Here is a 23,842-nt window from a genome sequence, read left to right on the forward strand (position 1 = left end):
GAAACCCTTTTAATCCCCTTGTAGTGCCAATGCCAGATGGACCGTACCACATCATATTTTTTTCATCCCAGAACCGTTCTTGGCCCATTGATTCTAAGCTCTTACCATCATAACTACACAACCCTTCTAACATTGCGTTGGTAAGATCTAAGGTTTTTTTACTCTGATCAGGAAGTGTTTTATAGTCTACAATACCATCTCCTGTCATCGGTGCAGGAGGTATTATTTCAACTCCTTTATTAGGAAACAATGTAAACCCTGCTTGTCTTATAACGGAAAGCATGTCTATAAAAAACCATGCTTTTACAATCTTATTATCTTCAATAATAAAATGAGCTGCAAAACGAAGCCATATTGGTTGCTGATTTGCAGGAATACCTGCCCAGTCTTTTTTAAAAGTACCTATAAAATTACCGGTACAGCTAACATAGTTTCGTTCTTCATACGCACCTCCTAAAAGTATATAAGGTTGGTATTCTATATCTGGAAAAGCGTTTAATAATGGAGTCCAAAAACTGCTATAAAATGCATCTAATCCATTTAATTCTTCAAAAGGACTTGTAATGCCTACACTACTATTTTTATCAAAATAGCTGTTTAAAACATTTTTAACATCCTCTTTTTTCGTAACATTCATTTCCTTAAAAAAGGAAGTAATTAACTTTTTATTACTAAAGTGTGCATTCATAAAATATTAAATTTGAGTATTCGTTTGACTATAAATTTGACATAAAGCATCGAAGCCGTCATAGACCATCCATTCATCGGTTATTTTTCCATTTTTAACAGTATAATGACTTAATACAGGTATAAAAATTTCATCAACAGAACGTTTTCCAAAAACACCTTTTTCGGTTGTTTTTCCTTTTAGATACCAACGTGCTGCTATATGTGTTAACCCCTCTTCTCTATTTGATGTAATACGCTCAACACCTATACTTAAATCTGTGAATGAAGCTAAAACAGTTTGTATATATTCTTTTATCTTTGTAATACCGCTAATTTCTTGATTACCCGCTGCGTACAAAGTGCTATCTGCTGCTAGATATTCTGCTAAATCTTCAAAATTATTCTGCTTCCAGACATTCGTTATTAAAGAATAGACCAAATTTTCTGGATATTCCAAATCTTGTTTTGCTATTTCTTGATTGCTGTTTATAGGAATTGCAATAGGAGTTTTTTTATAAGTAACATCTTTCTTTGCCATTTCTACAGGATCAAAACCTAGCTGTAAAAGAATACTAAGATTATCTCTTACAAGCCATTCCTTATAAATTTTATTGTTAGCCACTTTACAGTCTGCAATGGTTCTAAAGGTTATCTTTTTACCTGTAGCTTTCCCGTAGATTGTTTCTCCAAGATTGGTTGCTGTAGATATAATTCTATGAGAAGAATAAAAATCGCCCTTATTATCTGTTGACCAAATAACTGCTTCTCCGCCCATTTTTCTATCCGGAAAAGAGGCAAGCGTATCAATAGTACCCGTTATTACAGTTTCTACACCGTTAATTATTCTGGCACCTGTATGAATTAAGATGTCCTTTTCGTAAGTTTCATTAATTACATCTATTTCTTTTTTTTCCCAGATATCTTCTGTGATTTCTAATATATAATCAACAATGTTTATATACTTTTTACCAAACCCAGGAAGATCTTGCTTTAAACCATCTCTTTCTAGTTTTAGTGTTTCTATATGTGTTATTTTTTTTGACAAATCTTTGAGGTTTAGTTTTTTAAAATATTTTTTAAAGTGGTCGTTTGCTCCTTTGCATATTGGGTTAACATCATACTATCAGATTTAAGCGCAATAAATTTAAAGCCTTTATCAACCATTTTTTTAGCATCTTCTATTGTGGCACACCAAACACCAGCAACCAAATTATTTTGTTGGCATTCTTTTAAAATAGTATTTACTGCCTGATCAAAAAGTGCATCTACATTCTCTTTTGCAGTTGCTTTTATAGATAATTTTAAATCTCCAGAACCTATAAAAATTCCATCTAACCCTTTCGTTTCACAAATACCTTTTATATTTTCTACTGCTTTAACAGTTTCTACCATTGCTAATGTTAAAATTTCATCATTCGCATGTTCTGCATAATCTAGACCCCCATAAACTCTTGCTCTCGTTGGCCCAAAACTTCTATATCCTAAAGGAGGATATTTACATGCTCCTACAAATGACTGACACTCTTCTTTGGTATTAATCATTGGGCAAATAATACCATAAGCTCCACCATCTAGTAATCTCATTATTTCTCCAGGTGTATTCCAATTTGATCTAGCAATAGGTACCGTTTCTGTGGTAGATATAGCTTGCATCATTTGTATTGCTGTTTCTATACTATGTAAACCATGTTGCATATCTACAGTTACACCATCCCAACCAGCATTCGCCATTACTTCGGCGGTCCAAGTATTGGGTATGTGTAGCCATCCACACATTACTGTGTTGTTTGTTTTTAGTAGTTGTTTTAGTTTGTTTTTTCTCATTGTTTAGTTTTTATTCCACCAATTAAGAATAGTATTGCTAACTAATTTAGGCTGTTCTAACGTACTTAAATGTCCGCATTCTTCTATAATTTTTAAAACCGAATTAGGAATGGCTGCTGCCATTTCTTCATGAAGTTTTATTGGACAAATAACATCTTCTCTACCTGTAATTATTAAAGTAGGACATTTAATATTTTGTAAATCTTTAGTACTATCTGGTCTTCCTAATTGTGCTTTTACTTGATTAAAGAAACCAGCTACACCTATATTTAAAGCCATGTTTAAAACCACCTCTCTTAGTTCTTTATTTTTTGCATTTTTAGGATGTAACATTGCATCAATTAAAATAGTTGACGTAAATCCCTTAACTCCTTCTAAATATGCCATACCTACAAATCTTTGTTGACTTATTCTTGTTTGTTCTGAAGGTTCTTTATAATTTGTATTTAAAAGAATTAATCGTTTTATGCGATGAGGTGCTTGCCTTAGTAATTCAAAAGCAATAATTCCGCCGTACGATAACCCCATTATTGATAAATCTCCAGAATATTTATCTAGTATATTTTTTGCTACCTGTTGCAAACTCGCAGCACTAGTAGTACTTGCAATATAACAGTCTGCTATAATTGATAATTCTGTTATTTGATGCTTAAAAAGCGCCTCATCACAAAGAGTTCCGGGTATCATTATTAATTTTTCTGTCACAAGAAATTCTATTTAATTTGTTCCGTTTTTTTTTAGTATTTGAATGTGTTTTGTTAACCAAAAACAATTTTCATGCTTCTGGTTAACTGTAAAACACTCATCAACTCAAATAATATTTTTTTTATATGTTAATTCTGATACCAATGTTTAACCGTAATTATATCACCACCAATACTTGATGCTGCTGCTTGATAATTTGCAGAATTTACAGATTGCTCTATGGTTGGGTAGAAGACTCTTGTGGGTACTAAGCCACCTGTAATAGTTGTTGCTAAAGACCCTGGCACTAAATTTGGAAGTCCTACTCTTTTGTAATCTCCCCACATTTCTAATGTATTGTTAAAGAACATTGCAATCCATTTTTGATTTATTAATGTTTCTAAAGTTCCATCCCAAGCCACATCTGCTCTAGTAAGAAAACCAGATGGCATTGTTAAATTCCAATAATTTAAATTGGCAGTAATCCCTTTTTCGTAATACATTTGTGCTGTAGAAGTTGTGATATAGTTCTTTAACCTAGCTTCTGATAAAATAAACTGTACCTCTGCATAACTTATAAAAACAAAATCTAATAATCCTTTATTATCCTGAAACTTCGTGGTAAACTGAGAAGCAAACAACCCTGCATTTCCACCTGTACCTTGTGCTTCTTCTCTTGTAGTTCCACTTTTTACACCCACAAATGGACCTGCAGATACACTAGGGTCAACCGGTTTATCAGCAAAAAAAGCTAATCTAGGATCGTCATCTGCATCATCATTTGCATCAACACCATCTAAAACATCTACAAATCTTACTGACGGGCTTAATCCTCCTAAAGTTGTAAGTAAAGAAAAATCTGATGTATTTGGTGCAAGACCTGTAAAGTCATAAATAGCAGCTTCTTCATTACTTTCAATAATTGGATACGTAGAAGGATCTGAAACAATATCATTTATCTGAGCAGCAGCATTGATAGAACCTTTATTTGAAAGTCTTAATAAATAACGTAATCTTAAAGAATTTGCCATTTTTCTCCACTTCATTACATCTCCTTTAAAAAGGATATCTCCACCAAGAATAAATCCTTTAGTATCGGCAGCCAAAGCTGTATTTGCTTCTTCTAAAAGCGTTAATACTTTAGGGTAAATATCTTCTTGCTTATCATAAATTGGTTGCGTGTTCTCTAAACCTTTATTTGCTTCTGTATATGGTACATCTATCCATAATTCTGTTAAAGCTGCTAAATAAAAAGCATTTATTGTTTTTCCTGCACCTATATAAGCATTCAGTTCATTTTCTTGAGCATAAGCAATAGACTCGTTACCATCGGTAATTGCTCTATATGCATCTCCCCAAAACTTACCAAAACGATTTGCTCCAGTTGCAAAATCATAAGCATCTAATTGGTTTAGATTTCTATATACTTTGTATTGCATTACCTGGTTAGTTAAATACAACTGAACATTTAAATGTGAGTTTGCTGCTCCAAAAATGGTGCTAGGCAAAAGTGTTCCTGAAGTTGCAATTGTTGGTGAATTATCATCAACATTAATTTCTTCAAAATCACCAGTACATGCTGTAAATAAGATAATACTTACTATTATTATTTTGATTTTATATATATTTTTCATCATGACTTTTTTAATTTAAAATGATACATTAAGATTAAAACCGTAGGTTGCTGCTCCAGGAAGTTGACCAATTTCGAAACCAGGAAGAAAACCACTTCCGGTAAAGCTTAACACCTCTGGATCAAAATGTTTAAGAAAACTTTCTTTTGTCCACGTTCCTAAATTTCGTCCAAAAACAGAAAGGCTTATTTTTTCGAAAAATGAGTTTTCAAAATATGGCTTAAGATCTACTCCTAATGAAATTTCTCTTAATTTTAAAAAAGTAGCATCATAGGTATTTGCTTCAATATTATCACTTCTATAATATTCTCTATACCAATCGTACCCAGTAGTAGTTTGTGTGTTTTTAGTAAAACCTCCACTACCATTTGCTACCACACCGTCAGGCACAAAATCTTCTGTTCTAAACGGAAGCGTTTCTGTTATAGAACCAGATCTATATAACTGAGAACCAGTTAAGGTATAAAAATCACCACCGTTTCTATAATCTAAAAATATATTAAGGTTAAAGTTTTTATATTTAAAACTGTTGGTAAAACCTAAAGTCCAATCTGGGTTGTAGTTTCCTAATCGCTTTATATCATTGCTAATTTTAGGTCTCATTAGGCCTCCAATATTTTCTAAAACAATACTTCCTTCTGGATCTCTTTCAAAACCTCTTCCATAAATATCTCCCATTCTACCTCCTGGTCTTGCTTCTATAGTTCCTCCGTTTGGTCCTTCTCCAATAATCAATGTTTCAATACCATCTGCAAGACTTACAACTTCCGATCTACTTGATGCAAAGTTAAAAGTAGAAGTCCATTTAAAGTTCTCTAGAACTATTGGTTTTGCAGCTAAAATTACTTCAATACCTCTACTATTAATTTCCCCTGCATTAAACCTTCTAAAACTCACTCCTGAAGCTTGACTTATAGGAGCTGACACTATTTGATCTGTAGTAGAATAATCATATAAATCAATATCAAAATTTAATCTTCTATCTAATAACCTTAAATCTATACCAAATTCAAAAGCCTCAGTTTTTTCACTTTGTAGATTAGAATCTGTAAGTACGTTAGGGTTTGTAACAGAACCTGGTATTGCACCTAAACTGTAGGCATTATTTATAACACCTGGATCTGTACTATTTCCGGTTTGAGCATAACTTGTTCTTAGTTTTAAATACGAGATAAAATCTGGTAATTTTGTCATTTTAGAAACAATAGCACTTAAACCCACTGAAGGATAGAAAAAACTTTGATTTTGAGTTGGTAGTGTAGAAGACCAATCATTTCTCCCTGTAACATCAAAATATAATTTATCATCATAATTCAATTCTACCGTACCATAAACACTATTTAATTCTCTTTCAGTATCCACTTGTGTAAGCACTGGAGAGTCAGCAGCGTTACCTAAACTAAATACACCTGGAATCGCTAAATTATTTGTCTGAGCTATTTTATTACCAATCGTTTGGTTAAATGTACTAGTCCCTAAATTTACCACTAAACCTAACTTATCCGTTAAATCTTTTGTGTAGGTTCCTAAAAAATCTGCATTAAATTCCTGTAAACGAACATCTTGTTCTCTGTACATTCCGTTTGGAAAAGCAGGTTGCCCCGGGGCTCTTCTAGACTGCCTTCTATCTTGATAAGAATCTAAACCGACTCTTACAAAAGCAGAAAAGTTGTCATTAAATTCATAATTTGTTCTAAAATTACCAAATATTCTATTATGTTTAAATCCGTTTAAATTCTCATTTACAATTAAGTGAGGATTTGTTCCCCAAGATAAAAAGTAATTTTGTTGTTGGTATTCTTGATTCGGTAACCAGTAATCTTTGTAATCATCTAAACTATAGTTTTTCATCACCCAAAGCATACTATACATTAATCCACCGCTAGAAAACCCAATATCTGGCACATTATCAGAATTACTTAAAATATAATTAGCAGATAAATCAATAGAAAGTTTTTCACTTAAATTAGCACCTACTCTTACACCAACATTTGTTTTTTTATACTCTGTATTAGGTACAATTCCTCCTTTAGAAAGTCGCCCAAGAGAAACACGTCCCCAAATATCATCTTCAGAAAATGATAAAGAAAGATTATTATTATAAGCTAGCGCCGTATCAAAGAAACCTTCTCTGTCTGCCTTTTGTACAAAAGGTGTTGGATCTGGGTTAGGGTTACTTGGTGTAGATTGAGAAATTAATTGACCATTTGTTGGTGCTCCATAATTACCACCCCAATCTGATCTAAACTGATTTGCCAAATTACCTATAGGACCTCCACCAGCATACTCATTTTGTTCATTCCAAAACCTATTAACCTTATCCATTGAAATACCTGTAGTATAACTAACACCTAATCCTGTTTTATTTTTACCCGATTTAGTTTCTATTATTAAGGCACCATTAGTACCTCTCTCACCATACAACGCTGCTGCTTTAGGTCCTTTTAATACGGTTACCGATGCAAAATCATCTGGATTTAAATCATTAAAACTATTTCCATAATCTACCGGTAAATCACTAGAAGTAGAATTACTTCCTATACCTATATAATTATTAGAAATTAAAGCTCCATCCACCACAATTAATGGTTGATTTTTATTTGGATTTAAAGATGTTTCCCCTCTAAGTACAACTCTAGAAGAAGAAACTCCAGAACCATTATTTGTAGAGACTGATAAACCAGATACCTGACCCGCTAACTGCTGAGAAACATCACCAACTCTAGATTGATTTATAGCAGCTCCTTTTATTTTTTGAGCTGCATAAGAAACGCTTTCTTTAGATTTAGTAACCCCAAGAGCAGTTACAATAACCTCGTCTAATTGAGAAGCATCTTCTGTTAGTCTAATTACTAATTTCTTACTACTATCAATAGTTACTGTTTTAGTAACATACCCTAAATAACTAACCACTAATACTGCAGCACTATCTGGAGCCGTTATTGAAAAATTACCATCAAAATCTGTAGAAGCACCAATACTAGTACCTTTTATAACAACACTTGCCCCAGGTACTGGGTCTCCCGACGCATCATCTACCACTACTCCAATTATTGTTTTATCTACTTCTTTTGACCCAGCAAATACAGCGGCGTTTGAAAATAAAAACACAAGAAGAAAGAAACCTATAATGTGCTTACCTAATAAGGAATTCTCCCCCCACTTTTCTTTTTTAAAATTGTACATAAATTTGATAGTTAAATTAGTTATTTTAAAGATTTTGCTACTAATAATTAACGAAACATTACTGTAACACATTCAAATATAATAAAATAATTTATTATAACTAATTTATTTAATAAAATATTTTATTAAATAAAAACTAAACCATCTGTTTGATCAATAGTCTTTTAAAATAAAATTAGAAGAAGTAAAAAACGAAACACTAACTAGAGCAACAGGACACAAAGGTGTAGAGTACTTAAACAATAAACCCAGAATACAGTTAATACCCCTTAAATAATAAGACAAAAAAAATGTAACACCAAATGACGTTACATTAAAAAAAAAGAAACTATTATGTTTACAGAAAACACAAAATATATTTACATACTTTAAAAAGCTATCATATCACAAGCCTTAAGAAACATACACGCCTCTGCTTTTACCCCTAAATACCTACCCAACACAGATGCTTTTACCTCACAATTTTTCATAGTACTTATAAGTGCAGTTTTTCTAACACCTATTTTAACAGCATCTACAAAGAAATTTTTAACCATAGCATATTCACCACCTATCAACACTAATTCTGGGTTTAAAACATTCATAATATTACCCAATGCTTTTCCTAATTTATAACCTTGATCTTGAATTAATTTAATAGAAAGCTCATCACCTTTTAAAACAGCATCCAGTACATCATGATAACCATAAGTAGGTAGATCTTGAATATTAAAGTGGATAGAAATTTCGTTATCCCTAAGCGCATCATTAAGATCTACTAATAAAGCATCTCCGCCAACCTCTGTCCCCAAACACCCTATTTTACCACAACAACAAGGTCTAACTCCTTTTTTAAACTGAGTATGATTCATACCACCAGCAAGTCCCTGACTACCTTTAAGAATACTCTTATTAGCAATTATACTCAACCCCAAAGTTCTACTCACTTTCACTACTAAAACATTATCAATTCCTTTTGCACTACCAAGAGTTTGTTCTGCGACACCAATTGTTCTTGTATCGTTATCTATAAGAACCGAAAGTTTTATTTGAGATTCTAAATATTCTTTAAGAGAAATTTCTTCATCAGAAAAATAGGTTGTTAACTCACCATTATGGTCTTTTACAACCTCTGGCATCCCAACACCAATACCAATAATATTTTTTTTATCTATACCCGAATCCTTTAAAGAGCTCTCTATAAAATGAGTAATATTCTTAAGACATTCAATATCTTTTGATAAAGTAAACCCCTTAATAGTATTAGTATGAATAAGCTCTAGATCGATACTAAAAACACTTAATTGAATAAATTTTGAAAGAATTTCTACACCAACAACATGAAAAGATCCTTTATTAAGAGAGTAAGTAAACGGTTTCCTTCCATTCTCTGAAGTTTTCTTTCCTTCCTTTGTAACTAGACGACTAGTAACCAAACCCCTTATTAAAGACGTACAAATTGGTATACTAACATCTATAAGAATGGCAATTTCAGGAATCGTTAGCGAGTCTTCACATTTAGCAAGACCACGAATAATACTCTTCTTATTACTTGCCTTTCTTCCGTTTATACCATTTTCGTTTACAAAATCTAATAAGTCAATCATACTTTTTACTTTAGTAATATTAATAGAAGCAAGTTAGTAAAATATTTTATTAACACATGTTTTTCGATGACAGATTATTAATTTAATAAAAATTAAGTAAGCACATTTTAAGTTTTACAAACAAAAACTTAAATAGCGAAAAAATTACTTTAAATAAAAATAGTACACCAAAAAACCCTATAAACAAATAGTTTATAGGGTTTTGGTTTCTTGTAGAGAGGAAGGGATTCGAACCCTCGATACCGTTACCAGTATACTACCTTTCCAAGGTAGCGCCTTCGACCACTCGGCCACCTCTCTTTATTTTAAGACAAATACAACTCTATCAACCCCTCAGGAGTATCTACTTGAATCGTTTTGTTCTCTCTATCTACTTTCTTAATAAAATCATCTACCATCGGAATAAAAACCTCTGTACCATCTCTGTCAATTTCAAAAAGAGGTTGTGCTGCTTTATCATTAATATAAACAATCTGCCCAACTTCACCAAAATTAGCATCAACAACTGTAAAACCAATTACTTCATGATAGTAAAATTTGTCGCCAGATAATTTTGGCAACATCGTTGTAGGTAAATAAACACCACACTTTAAAATAGAATCTGCTTCTTCATCAGAATACACATCCTCAAACTGAACGCGTAACTGATTTCCTTTGTGTAATGAACTTTTATCAATAAAAAATGGAACCAAGTTTGTGCCGAATTCGACATAAACTGATTCCATTTCTGTATACAACTCAGGCTCGTCGGTATCTAATTTGATAACAACTTCACCCTTAAAACTATATTTTGTAACGATTTTGCCTAAATAAAAACAATCTTCTTTACGCATCTTCGTATAAATTTATAATTTATTCTGCTGATTTTGCTTGAGCTTCATCAATAGTATCTGGAGCTACTTCTTCTGCTTCAGTTTCTGCTGCTGCTTCTACAACCTCTTCAACAACTGGTTTAGCTGCTTCAATTCTTGCTTCATTAACTGCTTTTTCTGCTGCGAATGCTGCTGCTTTTGCATCAGATTGCGCTTGAGATAATCCAGCTTCTTTATCAGAAATCTTAGTCGCTTTTGCTTCTACCCAAGCTGCAAATTTAGCATCTGCTTGTTCTTGTGTTAAAGCACCTTTTCTAATACCACCAACTAAATGGTTTTTTAACATTGCACCTTTGTAAGATAAAAGGTTCTTTGCAGTATCAGTAGGTTGTGCACCATTTTGTAACCAACTTACAGCTAAATCTACATCTAAATCAATAATTGCAGGGTTAACGTTTGGATTGTAAGTACCTATTTTTTCTAAGTATTTACCATCTCTTTTTGCACGAGCATCAGCGGCAACGATCCAATAGAATGGTTTCCCTTTTTTACCGTGTCTTTGTAATCTAATCTTTACAGACATAATTTGTTAATTTGTTAAGGTTCTCGACCTTTATTATTAAAAATCTTACTATCACGTAGTAAGTGGGCGCAAAAGTACAAAACCTTTTCTAAACTAAAACCTTAATTATCAATATTTTTTAGGGAGTTACCACAAGGGTCGGGCTTTCGCTACTCGCTTCCCACAAAAAAATGTGGGAGAGCTCAAACAAACCGCTCAATCCCTAACGCAATTAACGCTAGTAATTATTTGCTAACGCTCCTTTCTAACGAGTGCCACCAAACATTGGTTTCACACATAAATTACGGTACTCGTTACAAACGAGCACAAGAAAAACAAAAACGATAAAAAAGCTTAGAATCATATGAGTTAAAATCTAAATCTTATGAACCAATGACAACCTCTAATATTTTATAGTTTTGTAACAGATGCTAAACAATACACATCTTAAAACAAGCTATTGGAATTTAAAATGAAAATGACAACATGAAGTACACAGAAAAAATTTCGAACAAATTAAACGAATTATTAGAGAAAAATTATGATGCTGAAAAAGGGTATTTAAACGCCGCAGAAAATGTAGAGAGTGCTAAACTAAAAATTTTCTTTAAAAATAGAGCCTCAGAAAGAAGTCTGTTTGCAAAAGACATAAGAACAGAAATTTTATTACACGGACAAATACCTGAAGAGAATGGTTCTTTTAAAGGTACAATGCACAGAAATTGGATGACACTAAAATCTCTATTTAGCTCTAACGACGAAGAGGCTATTTTAGAAGAAGCACTTAGAGGAGAAAGAGCCAATTTAGATGAATATAAAGAAATATTATTGGAAGATGTTTTTGCTCCCTCTACAAAAAAAATGCTAGAAGAACAACAACAAAAAATTCAAGCTGCTATTAATTTATTAATGGTGAAAGAAGAGTTAGCCTAATCATAAATTTTAGAGGTTAAATATAACTTTATAAAACAATTAAAAAGCCAATCCTTAATAGGGTTGGCTTTTTAATTCTTGCAAACTTTAAGTTTAGCCAACAAACTTGTACACTAGTATTTTTTATAAAATTCCTCGCTAGCGCTCGTTTCTAACGAGTGACATCAAAGATTGGTTTTACAAAGCAATAACGGTACTCGTTGCAAACGAGCACAAGCGCGAGTAAAAATAGACATGCCAAAAAACAATGAATAAAAGTTCTCGCTGTAAACACCTGATACTCTAAAACTAAGACAATCGTTGATAACTTATCACTTCGCTAGCGCTCGTTTGCAACGAGTGCCGTCAAAGGTTGATTTAGCAAAGTAACTACGGTACTCACTACAAACGAGCTATAGCGTAAAAAATCAGATAACACAACAACAAACAAAACTTATGTAATTTTTACTAGCTTATAAAAGACAAACTAAACATTTATTCCGCGTGAAGGATAGTAGTGAAAAGCCCACAGTGAGGCACGAACGAGGACTTGTAACGAATAGCCTGACCATTTTTAAAGCAAAAAGTTAATGCAACTAACTTGGTGTTTTAAAAATGGGCACGCCCAAAAAGATAGAAAATAATTTTTATTATACAAACATTTTATAACGCTATAATTTAACAATGATTCCTAATTTACCTGTTTTAAATTCAACAAAAAAACGTAAATTTACAGTCCGTTTAAAACCAATAAACTCATCACCCAAAAAGCCTTTTTATGTACTTAATTTTCGATACAGAAACTACCGGTTTACCTAAAAGTTGGAATGCTCCAATTACCGATACAGACAACTGGCCTAGGTGTATACAAATTGCGTGGCAACTGCATGATGAGATGGGTAATGTTTTAGAACACAACGATTTTCTTATAAGACCAGACAATTTTAATATTCCGTATGATGCAGAAAGAATTCACGGAATTTCTACTGAATTAGCAGCAGAACAAGGTATTTCATTAGAAGAATGTTTGGTATTGTTTAACGAGGTTTTAGGCAAAACGAAATTTATTGTTGGTCAGAATTTAAATTTCGACCTTAGTATTATGGGGTGTGAGTTCCATAGATTAGGTATCGAAAATAAGATGACTCCTTTGCCTATTTTAGATACGTGTACCGAGAAAACGGCTACCATGTGTCAGATTCCTGGTGGTCGTGGAGGGAAATTTAAACTACCAACGTTAACAGAATTACACAATCATTTATTTGGTGTTGGTTTTGGTGATGCGCATAATGCAACTGCCGATGTTGAGGCTACAACACGTTGTTTTTTAGAGTTAATTCGTATTAGAGAATTTACCAAAGAACAGTTAGATGTAGATGATGATTATTTTAAAAATTTCTCTGAGGCGAACCCGAAACCGATTCAGGTAATTGGTTTAAAACACATCAATCTTAAAAAGGAAAGCGATATAATTCGCCAACGTTTAGAGAAATTAAAAGGTACTGCAGCAACAAAATCTACTTCAGATGGTTTAGCTGAACTAGAAAATGTACAATTTTCGCATTTACACAATCATACACAATATTCTGTTTTACAATCTACCATGCAATTGGGTAATATTGTAAAAGCTGCCGCAAAAGACAATATGCCTGCAGTTGCCATGACAGATACTGCAAACATGATGGGTTCTTTCCATTTTGTGAATGCTGTTTTAAACCATAATAAAACAGCAGCAACTCCCATGAAACCAATTATTGGTTGTGAGTTTAATATCTGTGAAGATCATAAAAATAAATCGCAAAAAGACAACGGGTATCAGGTTGTTTTATTAGCAAAAAATAAAAAAGGATATCATAATTTAGCTAAAATGTCTTCTGCAGCCTTTGTAGATGGTTTTTACTATGTACCAAGAATTGACAAAGCACTTGTAGAGCAATACAAAGAAGACATTATTGTTTTAACAGGGAATTTATATGGAGAGGTTCCTAGTAAAATATTGAACCTTGGAGAAAAACAAGCTGAAGATGCTTTAATTTGGTGGAAAGAACAATTTAAAGACGATTTATATATTGAGTTGATGCGTCATGATCAGCAAGACGAAAAAATTGTAAATGAAACTTTATTAAAATTTTCTAAAAAGCACGATGTTAAGATTATTGCCACCAACAATACGTTTTACTTAGAAAAGAAAGATGCCAACGCACATGATATTTTATTGTGTGTAAAAGATGGTGAAAAGCAATCTACCCCTATTGGTAAAGGACGTGGTTATAGATACGGTTTACCAAACGACGAGTATTATTTTAAGTCTACGGACGAAATGAAAAAGTTGTTTGCAGATATTCCTGAAGCTATTAGTAATATTCAAGAAATTGTAGATAAGGTAGAAATTTTCACCCTTGCAAGGGATGTATTATTACCTGCTTTTAATATTGGTGACGAATTTAAAGATCCGGAAGATGAAAAAGATAATGGTAAGCGTGGTGAGAACAATTTCTTAAAACACTTAACTTTTGAAGGTGCTAAAAAACGTTATGGAGAAATTACAGAATCTATTAAAGAACGTTTAGATTTTGAATTAGAGGTTATTGAAAAAACGGGATATCCTGGGTATTTCTTAATTGTAGAAGATTTTATTAGAGCAGCAAGAAGAATGGATGTTGCCGTGGGGCCTGGGCGTGGTTCTGCTGCGGGTTCTGTAGTTGCTTATTGTCTTTGGATTACAAATATAGATCCTATTAAATACGATTTACTTTTTGAGCGTTTCTTAAATCCAGAACGTGTATCGATGCCCGATATTGATATTGATTTTGATGATGAAGGGCGTGGTCGTGTAATGGATTATGTAATTGATAAATATGGTGCAAACCAAGTTGCGCAGATTATTACGTACGGAACCATGGCAGCAAAATCTTCTATTAGAGATACTGCCAGAGTTTTAGATTTACCGCTTTTTGAAGCCGATAGAATTGCAAAATTAATTCCAGGAATTAAACTAAAAAATATTTTTGGCGATGATGCTAAAAGTAAAGGTAAAGTTGATGGTTTACGTGCCGAAGAAAAAGTTTTAATAGAAGAATTAAAACAAATGTCTTACGGAAACGATTTGATTTCCGAAACAATTAATAAAGCAACAATACTAGAAGGTTCTGTTAGAAATACCGGAATTCATGCCTGTGGTGTAATTATTACGCCCGGAGATATTACCAATTATGTTCCTGTTGCTCTAGCAAAGGATTCCGATATGTATGTTACCCAATTTGATAACTCTGTCGTTGAAGACGCAGGTTTGTTAAAAATGGATTTCTTGGGATTAAAAACGCTGACTTTAATTAAAGACACCGTTAAAATTGTTAAAGCAAGACATGATATTACGCTAGATCCAGAAACATTTCCTTTAGATGATGTAAAAACTTATGAATTGTTCCAAAGAGGAGAAACGGTAGGTATTTTTCAGTATGAATCTCCAGGAATGCAAAAACACATGCGTTCTTTAAAACCAACTGTTTTTGCCGATTTAATTGCAATGAATGCATTATATCGTCCGGGTCCGATGGAATACATTCCGTCTTTTATTAACAGAAAACACGGAACCGAAGATATAGAGTACGATTTACCTGCCATGGAAGAGTATTTGGCAGAAACCTACGGAATTACAGTGTACCAAGAGCAAGTAATGCTTTTATCGCAAAAACTAGCAGATTTCACCAAAGGTGAAGCCGATGTTTTACGTAAGGCAATGGGTAAAAAGCAAATTGCAGTACTTGATAAAATGAAACCTAAGTTTGTAGAGCAAGCAGCTGCAAAAGGACATGATCCAGAAAAGTTAGAAAAAATTTGGAAGGATTGGGAAGCCTTTGCAAGTTACGCCTTTAACAAATCTCACTCTACGTGTTATGCGTGGATTGCGTATCAAACGGCATATTTAAAAGCACATTATCCTGCAGAATATATGGCTTCTGTACTTTCTAATAACATGAAAGATATTAAAGCTGTTTCTTTCTTTATGGAAGAATGTAAGCGAATGGAATTGCAAGTTTTTGGTCCAGATTTAAATGAATCGTTTTTAAAGTTCTCTGTAAATAATGAAGGTGCTGTCCGTTTTGGAATGGCAGCCGTAAAAGGTGTTGGTGCTGGAGCAGTAAGAGCTATTATTCAGGAAAGAGAAGAAAATGGGAATTTTAATTCAATTTTTGATTTAGCAAAACGTGTAGATTTAAGAGCTGCCAATAAAAAATCTTTTGATAGTTTGATAAAAGCAGGTGCTTTTGATTCTTTTACAGATACCCATAGAGCTCAATATTTTGCTACTGATGAAAAAGGCTTGACGTTCTTAGAACGCGCCATGAAATTTGGACATAAATATCAAGAAAATGAAAATTCTGCACAAGTTTCTATGTTTGGGGAAGCTTCTACCGTTCAGTTTCCAGAACCAGATATTCCTACATGCGAAACTTGGGGAACCATGGAGTTATTACAACAAGAAAAGGAAGTAATCGGAATTTATATTTCCGCACATCCTTTAGATGATTTTAAAAATGAAATAAAATTTTGTAACGCTTCTTTAAAGTACTTTAAAGCAGATTTAGCACAATTTGCTGGTAATAATTTAACTTTTGCAGGCATTGTTACAGATGTACAACATCGAGTTTCTAAAGCTGGTAAAGGTTGGGCAATGTTTACGGTTGAAGATTATGGTGATAGTAATGAATTTAGAATTTTTGGGGAAGATTACCTAAGAATGCAACACTTTTTAGTGCCGAATCAGTTTTTATTTATTCGTACAACCGTACAACCTGGTTGGACTAATAAAGAAACAGGCGTTGTTGGTGAACCTAGATTAAAGTTTCTAGAAATGAAATTGTTACATGATATTATGGATGAACTCTGTAAAAAAGTAACTATTCAGATTCCTTTAAAAGAGATTAAAGAAGATGCTATTTTAAACTTAGAATCGATATTAAAAAAGACCCCTGGTAAACAAAACTTAAATTTTACTATTTGGGATGAAAAGGAAAAACTAGAAATTAGCTTGCCAAGTAGAAATACTAAGGTTCATATAACCAACGAATTGTTAGCCGATTTAGACAAACAACAAATTGCATATAAGTTAAATTAAAAGCAATAAAAAAGGGAGGTAAACAAATTGTTTACCTCCCTTTTTTATTGCTTATATTCTTTTAGAATTTATAGCTTAAACCTACTTTTAAAGTAGTTCCTGTAAAGCCAAACTGGTTTACTTCCCAAGGGTATTTAAAACGTCCTCCTAAATCTGTAACCACATCTCCTTTAGTATCTACTTCATCTGGATACACATTAAGTAAGTTGTTTACAATAAGATTTGCAGATATCTTTTCTGTAAAAGCATATCTTAAAGATAAATCTGTAATAACTTTACCCGCAAAAACCTGATCTTTCGTAGGGTCTACAGCATGCTGCCATTTTACAGAACCAAAATATGTGTTATTTAACGCCATATTTAACTTTTTAATATTATAATCTACACCAAATAAAACTTTAGTGTTTGGTCTAGAATCTGTAATACGTGCTTGTTCTTTTCTACTGAAAATTTGCTCCTTATAATTCGCTAATTTATCTGGAGTATTAATAATACCTTCTAACGTTGTTTTGTTTATGTTTAAAGCTAGGTTAATTCCAAATTTACCAGCACCTGCTTCAATATTTCTTTGTCTTAACACAAAATCAAATCCTTCTGTAACCGTATTTACTGCGTTTATAAAAAACTTAATACTTGTAACACTATTATCATCTAAGATTTGTTGAACATCTGCATTTACAGTACCATTATCATCCGTAGCATTTATTTCTCCAGAGAATAAAACTCTATCATCAACAGCTACTCTATAGTAATCTAATGAAACAGAAAAGTTTCTTGAAGCTTTAATTGTACCTCCAATAGAAAGGTTTTTTGATGTTTCTGCAAATAAACTTTCTATACCTAAATCTTTAATAATTGGGTCAACATTATTAAAAGTTCCTTGATTAGAAATAGTTCCGTTAGAAACTAAAGTTTGTATGTTACTTAAATATACTTGATGTAATGATGGAGCTCTAAAACCGGTTCCAAAAGAAGCTCTTAAAACAGCTGCATCATTTATTTTGTATCTAGAGTTTACTTTCCATGAAGTGTTTCCTCCAAAATCAGAGAAATTTTCATATCGAATAGCACCACCAATTAAGAATTTTTCTGAGATATCCCAATCTAAAGTAGAATACACACCAACATTAGTTCTAGATTCTTTTAAAGCATTTCCTGGCTGAAGACCTGGAAAAGATTGTGCCCCTCCATCAATATAAGAAGCTTCTTCACCTGCAGTAACTTCAAAAGTCTCTCTTCTAGCTTCAACTCCAAAACCAAAACTTACAGCATCAATACTTTTATTGATATCAAAATTTCCAAGAATATTATTAAAACCATATCCACCAGCATCAAAATTAGTTGGACTATTAGCACCTAAACTTGGGTTAATTGTATTTCCAATAGTATAATCTACAGTGTTGCTACCATAAGTTGCACTTGCGTCTGCATTAAAACCTAAAAACTTAAATTGAATACCTGCAGTTAATAAATTATCATTAATGCCTGTTTCAAAAGTTGGTTGAAAACCTTGGTAATCTCCAACTCCATCATATAATGGATTGCTTGCAGCATCGGTTGGTACACCAGGCCAGTAAGGTGTTCTGTAAAGTGAAAAACTAGTTCCTTCTCTAACATTAAAACCACCAAATAAATATAGCTTAGTATCCTCACTTATAGGATATTCAGCATTTAAAAAGAAGTCTGCCTTTTTCATTTCTGGCATACCTATTGTCATTCCTAAATCTGGGTTGTCTCTTGTCCATTGGTTATCAACACCAAAAAGACCATCTGCACCAGGTGTACCTGCTCTGTTTGTTTTTTCTTGATAATCTAAACCAAAGGTAACGTTGGCAAATCCTTTATCAGCAAAAGTAAAAGTATGGTTTATATCTGCAGATGCATTAAGTCCATCTAACTTAGAAGTATAACCTGTACTTGCATTTACTTCTGTATAATTAATGTTTTTCTTTAAAATAATATTTACAACTCCGGCAATTGCATCAGAACCATATTGAGCAGAGGCTCCATCTCTTAAAACCTCAACTCTTTCAATAGCAGCTGTAGGTATACTTTTCATATCTGTACCAACTTCTCCTTTACCCGGAGTATCATTTACATATACCAAAGCACTTTGGTTTTTTCTTTTTCCGTTTACTAAAACCAATGTTCTACTTGGTCCTAAACCACGTAAATCTGCTGGATCAAAATGAGCAGTAGCATCAGAAACTGTTTGGCTGCTTGCATTGTAAGATGGTATTGTATACGTTAACATTTTATCAACACTAGTTTGCCCAGTTGCTTTTAGTTCTTGAACACTAACATTATCTATTGGTACAGGAGAATCTAAAATAGTTCTTGGTTTAGATCGATTACCTGTTAAAACAATTTCATCTAAACTTACATCACTTTCACTAATTGTAATATTTAAGTTTGCGCTAGAAGTTATTTTTTGACTCATAGTCGTATACCCCATTGATGAAAAAATAAGCACTGTTGGAATTGTATTAACGTCTATAGAATACATTCCATTATCATCTGTTAGCGTACCGTTAGAAGTTCCTTTTTCAACAACGTTTATGTAAGGAACACTGTTTCCGTTAGCGTCAGTTACCTTTCCTTTTATTGTTTGCCCTACAATTACATAAGAAAAGAATGTAAATAGCAGCATAAATGTATTTCTTTTAAAAAACAAATTTTTCATAATAATTATATTTTAATTTAAGTATAAACAAATATTTATAACTTTTATTAAAAAACCTAATAAAATTTTAACTTTTTATTATCATACCGTTAATTTATAAAATTTTTTTCAAAAGCATTAATCATAATAAACACATAAAAACAATGCTTATTCTATTAATTTTTAACTCATTTTTTAATTAATTATTAATTTCTAAATAATACTAAAACCTTTAAGCATCTAAAGAAAAGTGGACATAGATTCTAATTACAAGAAAAATGGAAAGTACCTTTTATTAAAAAAAATAAACAACTATTTTTGCTTATTATTCAAATTATACATGAAACAAAATAAAAACGGTGTTTGGATAAGTTGGAACGAAAATCTAACTCATAACTATAAATCACTTTACAAAATTACTTCTGAGAAAGAATTACAAGAAGTAATTGCTAATTCTGAAAAAGTACGTTTTTTTGGAAGCAAACAATCTTCTGCAGATATTGCTTCTGGAGTAGACACTTTAATTGATATTACTACCTATAATAAAATTTTATCTTTTAATGATTCTGAGCATACAGTAACTTTACAACCTGGTGTAATTTTAGGAGATTTACTAGAAGCTATAGAAGCAAAAGGTTGGTGTATTCCTTGTTTACCAGACATAAACACGGTTACTGTTGGTGGTGCCCTAGCAACAGGAACACATGGTACAAGTGGTAACCTTCTTTGTGAATACATGACTAAATGTAGTCTTGTTTTAGCTGATGGATCTATTAAAGTTATAACAGATAAAGATAAATTAATTGATGCTGTAAGAGTTTCTTTGGGAGTTCTTGGTGTATTCTCTGAAATTACTTTTAAATGTGAACCTATCTATACTTTACACGTAAAAGAAGGCCCTGAAGATGATAGTGTTTGGTTGCCTAAAATTAAAGAGCGTTTAAAAGAACATGATTTTCTAAGAATTTTATGGCTTCCTCATACAGACAAAGGCTATGTTATTACTGGTGATAAAATAGACCCAAATACAGAAATAACTGAAGATTTAGGTCCTAAATATTTAAAACATAGAAGAACTGCCTCTAAGGTATTATACAAATACTCGCATGTTTTTCCTTGGATTACAGCTATTGCGAACAAACTTTTATACAGAGGTTTTTTTAGTTCTACAAAAGAGCACAAAGGCTCATTATACCAAGCAACCGTTACAAAATCTAGAGGTTCTACGTTAGAATTAGCAGAATGGACCATAGGTTTAGATGTTTTTCCTACCGTTTTTGAAGAACTAAAAACAGAAATAAATAAGTGGAGTAACAAATCGTTTATTCACATTCCTATGGATGTTCGTTTTGTTTATAAAGACAAAACTTGGTTAAGTTACGCTTATGGTAAAGATACCGTTACAATGGGGTGTGTTTCTAGAAACGCAGCTACTGCAGATACTTATGAAGCTTTTAGAAGTATTGAAAAAATATTTTTAAAATATGGAGGAAAACCTCATTGGGCAAAACGTTTTGCTGCCAAAGATGCAGAACTGTCTAAAGTATATACTAAATGGGAAGATTTTAAATTTTTAAGAAGAGAATTAGACCCAACTAATAAGTTTTTAAATCCGTTTTTATCGGAAATATTTAACGAAAAAACAAACAACTAATGGCAAACCCTAAAGGATTTTTATTCGATTTTGATGGCGTAGTTGTAGATAGTTTCGAAAGTCATGGTTCTGCCTGGGCATCTGCTTTTAAAGAATTATTTAACAAAGAAATAGCTCCTTTTCCTAAATTTCATGCAGGAAAATCTCCAATGATTATTGCAGAATATTTCTGTAGTGTTATTGGAGAAGAAAAGCGAACTGAAGAATTATATTCCTTAAAAGATAAACATTTAGACATACACTTTATAGCTCCTAAATTATTGCCTGGTGTTAGAGAATTTACTGCACTTTTATCTAAAAAGAATATTCCTTATGGAATTGCTAGTAACGCAACTAAACAGTTTTTAAAAAATAGTGTTCATCATTTAAATTTAAATTTTACCACTGTTTTTGGCGTACAAGATTACGTAAAACCAAAACCAGCACCAGAAGCCTACATACTGCTTGCAGAAACACTAGGTTTTAAAGAAAACGATTTTAAAGATATTTGGGTTTTTGAAGATAGCTTAACAGGCACAAAAGCGGCAAAATCGGCAGGAATGGTTGCTATTGGAATTACAACTCAATATTCTGAAGAAGAACTAAAAGAAGCTGGAAGTATTTTAGTTTTTCCTACTTTGTTGGAAGCTTATGAGTATTTGATTAAATAATATTTCAAAATTAAGTAACCTTCACACAAGTAACAAGTTTGAAGGTTTTATGTACAGTTTGTCATTTCGATCGGAGAGAGAAATCTCATAAACCGTTAAATTTCTGTCATCACCGCTATGCGACTTTACAGAACTTCGAAGTGACAAACTTTATAATTTATTACTTAAAGCCTAAGCAGTAACCTCTCTAAAAAGAGTTTCTAAATTTTTGTTTTGAGTATTTAAGCTTAGAATTTTTAAACCGTTTTCTTGTGCAAAATCAAAAATAACAGGTCGCATATCTTCTTCGCTTTCAAAAGTGATAAACCAAGTATTGTCGTAATTGTTTTTATAAGAAACTACGTTTGGTAATCTATTGATAAATTGCTCTTCAATCTTATAATCAAACGTAACTTCTATTACTTGCTGATTATTTTCTTTTAACTCTGCTAGTTTTTTATCGATTAAAAGTTCTCCTTTTTTAATGATGATCACCCGATCGCAAACCGCTTCTACTTCTTGCATAATATGTGTAGAAAAAAGCACCGTTTTTTCTTTCCCTAACTCTTTAATAAGCGCTCTAATTTCTACCAATTGATTCGGGTCTAACCCGGTTGTTGGTTCATCTAAAATTAACACTTTGGGGTTGTGTAAAATTGCAGCTGCCAAACCAACTCTTTGCTGATATCCTTTAGATAATTGATGTATTTTTTTATGAGCTTCTGCAGTTAATCCAACTTTTTCAATACAAATTTCTATTTGGCTTTTATCAACCTTAAAAATAGTTGCTTGAAACTGTAAATATTCACGCACATACATATCTGTATACAAAGGGTTATGTTCTGGCAAATACCCAATAGATTTTTGTGCTTCTAATGGGTTTTGTAATACATCTACCTCATCTACAAAAACAGCACCTTCATTAGGTTTTATAAAACCTGTTAAGATTTTCATCATCGTAGATTTCCCTGCTCCGTTTGGCCCTAAAAAACCAATTATTTGTCCTTTATCCGCAGAAAAAGAAACATTATGTAATGCTTTTTGTGTTTTATAAACTTTAGAAACCGATGTTACTTTTATAGACATGTAGTAAGAAAATTAGTGATCATTTATATTAACGATATAAAAATACTTTTAGTTTGTGGCTTTAGAAAGGTTTAATCTAATCTTTCTAATATTTTTCATTCTTAACCAAGCAGCTTTATGTCGTTTTTTATAAAACCACAAAGTTCCTAAATCTAGTAAAAAGTAAAAAAAACTAATTCCTGTTGGAGGATTATGACTTGGTAAAAAATCAAAAATTCCCCAAGCTGTTGTTGGCCACCACCAACATTGATATGTTGTACCCACTATTTCTAAAAAAGCAACGGCTAAATACATCGTCAGATAAAAAAGCCGTTCACGAGGTTTCTTTATCAAAATTAAAAGCGTTCCTGCAGTCATTACAAAACCAAAAACATCATTCTTAAAAACAAGAAATATAGTAGCATATATTATAATGATAATAGTTAATATTTTTTCTAATTTTTGATCATGTTTTTTAGTAAAAGCAGTTTTCATGAAATACAAAACCCCAGCATACACTAAAGCATGCCCCATAGGAATATAATGAGGAATGTTTTCTAATCGATACGTGTACATACCCATTGCTACAGAAAACAAATATTCCCCAAAAAAACCTAATAAAACTGCGTAAAACAGTTGTTCTCTAATTCTTGGTGAAACTTTAAAACAGGTTACCGTAAAAACAATTACCATAACAATATTTGCCACCCATTGAGACTCTCCGTAATTTTCTGTCACATAAACACTGTCTATAAAAAGACCAATAAGTATGTAGAAAAAAAGGAATCCTACTGATTTTATAAAGGCAGGAAAAAAGGTTTTACTTGTTACTACACTCATTTGG

Annotated in this window: 16 protein-coding genes and 1 tRNA gene; 4 read left to right on the forward strand and 13 right to left on the reverse strand. The window is 32.3% G+C overall.

The window, feature by feature from the left end:
- The 10 genes from GQS58_RS11140 to GQS58_RS11185 form a co-directional block, all read right to left on the reverse strand.
- Positions 1-688 (reverse strand): ester cyclase (locus GQS58_RS11140; protein ID WP_205860420.1); only part of this gene is annotated, 688 nt, incomplete at its 3' end.
- Positions 689-694: 6 nt separating this feature from the next.
- Positions 695-1,714: an ester cyclase gene (locus GQS58_RS11145; RefSeq protein ID WP_166385848.1), complete on the reverse strand. Its 1,020-nt coding sequence runs from the start codon at positions 1,712-1,714 to the stop codon at positions 695-697.
- An 11-nt stretch (positions 1,715-1,725) separates the two neighbouring features.
- Positions 1,726-2,493, reverse strand: a complete 768-nt coding sequence (locus GQS58_RS11150) for an HpcH/HpaI aldolase family protein (RefSeq protein ID WP_166385850.1) — start codon at positions 2,491-2,493, stop codon at positions 1,726-1,728.
- Positions 2,494-2,496: 3 nt separating this feature from the next.
- Positions 2,497-3,198 (reverse strand): alpha/beta fold hydrolase, encoded by a 702-nt coding sequence (locus tag GQS58_RS11155; RefSeq protein ID WP_166385852.1) that lies wholly within the window; start codon positions 3,196-3,198, stop codon positions 2,497-2,499.
- A 128-nt stretch (positions 3,199-3,326) separates the two neighbouring features.
- A complete protein-coding gene (locus GQS58_RS11160; RefSeq protein ID WP_166385854.1) occupies positions 3,327-4,814 on the reverse strand; it encodes a SusD/RagB family nutrient-binding outer membrane lipoprotein in 1,488 nt (495 codons plus the stop codon).
- 12 nt (positions 4,815-4,826) lie between these two features.
- On the reverse strand, positions 4,827-7,997 hold the full coding sequence (locus tag GQS58_RS11165) for a SusC/RagA family TonB-linked outer membrane protein (RefSeq protein WP_166385856.1): 3,171 nt from the start codon (positions 7,995-7,997) through the stop codon (positions 4,827-4,829).
- 368 nt (positions 7,998-8,365) lie between these two features.
- Positions 8,366-9,583: an ROK family protein gene (locus GQS58_RS11170; protein WP_166385858.1), complete on the reverse strand. Its 1,218-nt coding sequence runs from the start codon at positions 9,581-9,583 to the stop codon at positions 8,366-8,368.
- 213 nt (positions 9,584-9,796) lie between these two features.
- Positions 9,797-9,883 (reverse strand) — tRNA-Ser (locus GQS58_RS11175).
- Between the two features lie 5 nt (positions 9,884-9,888).
- Entirely contained in the window at positions 9,889-10,416 is a 528-nt protein-coding gene (gene rimM / locus GQS58_RS11180; RefSeq protein WP_166385860.1) for a ribosome maturation factor RimM, read from the reverse strand.
- A 19-nt stretch (positions 10,417-10,435) separates the two neighbouring features.
- The gene (locus GQS58_RS11185; protein WP_166385862.1) at positions 10,436-10,978 is read right to left on the reverse strand and encodes a 30S ribosomal protein S16; all 543 of its coding nucleotides are present in this window, start codon (positions 10,976-10,978) and stop codon (positions 10,436-10,438) included.
- Positions 10,979-11,443: 465 nt separating this feature from the next.
- Here GQS58_RS11185 and GQS58_RS11190 point away from each other — a divergent pair, with 465 nt between their 5' ends.
- Positions 11,444-11,890 (forward strand): ferritin-like domain-containing protein, encoded by a 447-nt coding sequence (locus GQS58_RS11190; protein WP_166385864.1) that lies wholly within the window; start codon positions 11,444-11,446, stop codon positions 11,888-11,890.
- A 757-nt stretch (positions 11,891-12,647) separates the two neighbouring features.
- The gene (dnaE, locus tag GQS58_RS11195) at positions 12,648-16,988 is read left to right on the forward strand and encodes a DNA polymerase III subunit alpha (RefSeq protein WP_166385866.1); all 4,341 of its coding nucleotides are present in this window, start codon (positions 12,648-12,650) and stop codon (positions 16,986-16,988) included.
- 61 nt (positions 16,989-17,049) lie between these two features.
- Here dnaE and GQS58_RS11200 read toward each other — a convergent pair whose 3' ends face one another.
- On the reverse strand, positions 17,050-19,671 hold the full coding sequence (locus tag GQS58_RS11200) for a TonB-dependent receptor (protein WP_240914598.1): 2,622 nt from the start codon (positions 19,669-19,671) through the stop codon (positions 17,050-17,052).
- A 319-nt stretch (positions 19,672-19,990) separates the two neighbouring features.
- Here GQS58_RS11200 and GQS58_RS11205 point away from each other — a divergent pair, with 319 nt between their 5' ends.
- Both GQS58_RS11205 and GQS58_RS11210 read left to right on the forward strand, forming a co-directional pair.
- The gene (locus tag GQS58_RS11205) at positions 19,991-21,304 is read left to right on the forward strand and encodes a D-arabinono-1,4-lactone oxidase (RefSeq protein ID WP_166385868.1); all 1,314 of its coding nucleotides are present in this window, start codon (positions 19,991-19,993) and stop codon (positions 21,302-21,304) included.
- Entirely contained in the window at positions 21,304-21,954 is a 651-nt protein-coding gene (locus GQS58_RS11210) for an HAD family hydrolase (protein ID WP_166385870.1), read from the forward strand. The genes GQS58_RS11205 and GQS58_RS11210 overlap by 1 nt, the downstream gene beginning before the upstream one ends.
- Before the next feature lie 171 nt (positions 21,955-22,125).
- Here the strand turns inward: GQS58_RS11210 and gldA are convergent, their stop codons facing one another.
- Positions 22,126-23,019 (reverse strand): gliding motility-associated ABC transporter ATP-binding subunit GldA, encoded by an 894-nt coding sequence (gene gldA / locus GQS58_RS11215; protein ID WP_166385872.1) that lies wholly within the window; start codon positions 23,017-23,019, stop codon positions 22,126-22,128.
- A 48-nt stretch (positions 23,020-23,067) separates the two neighbouring features.
- A complete protein-coding gene (locus GQS58_RS11220; protein ID WP_166385874.1) occupies positions 23,068-23,838 on the reverse strand; it encodes a hypothetical protein in 771 nt (256 codons plus the stop codon).
- Positions 23,839-23,842 lie beyond the last annotated feature (4 nt).

This window comes from Polaribacter sp. 11A2H, from assembly GCF_011379025.1.
Lineage (GTDB): Bacteria > Bacteroidota > Bacteroidia > Flavobacteriales > Flavobacteriaceae > Polaribacter.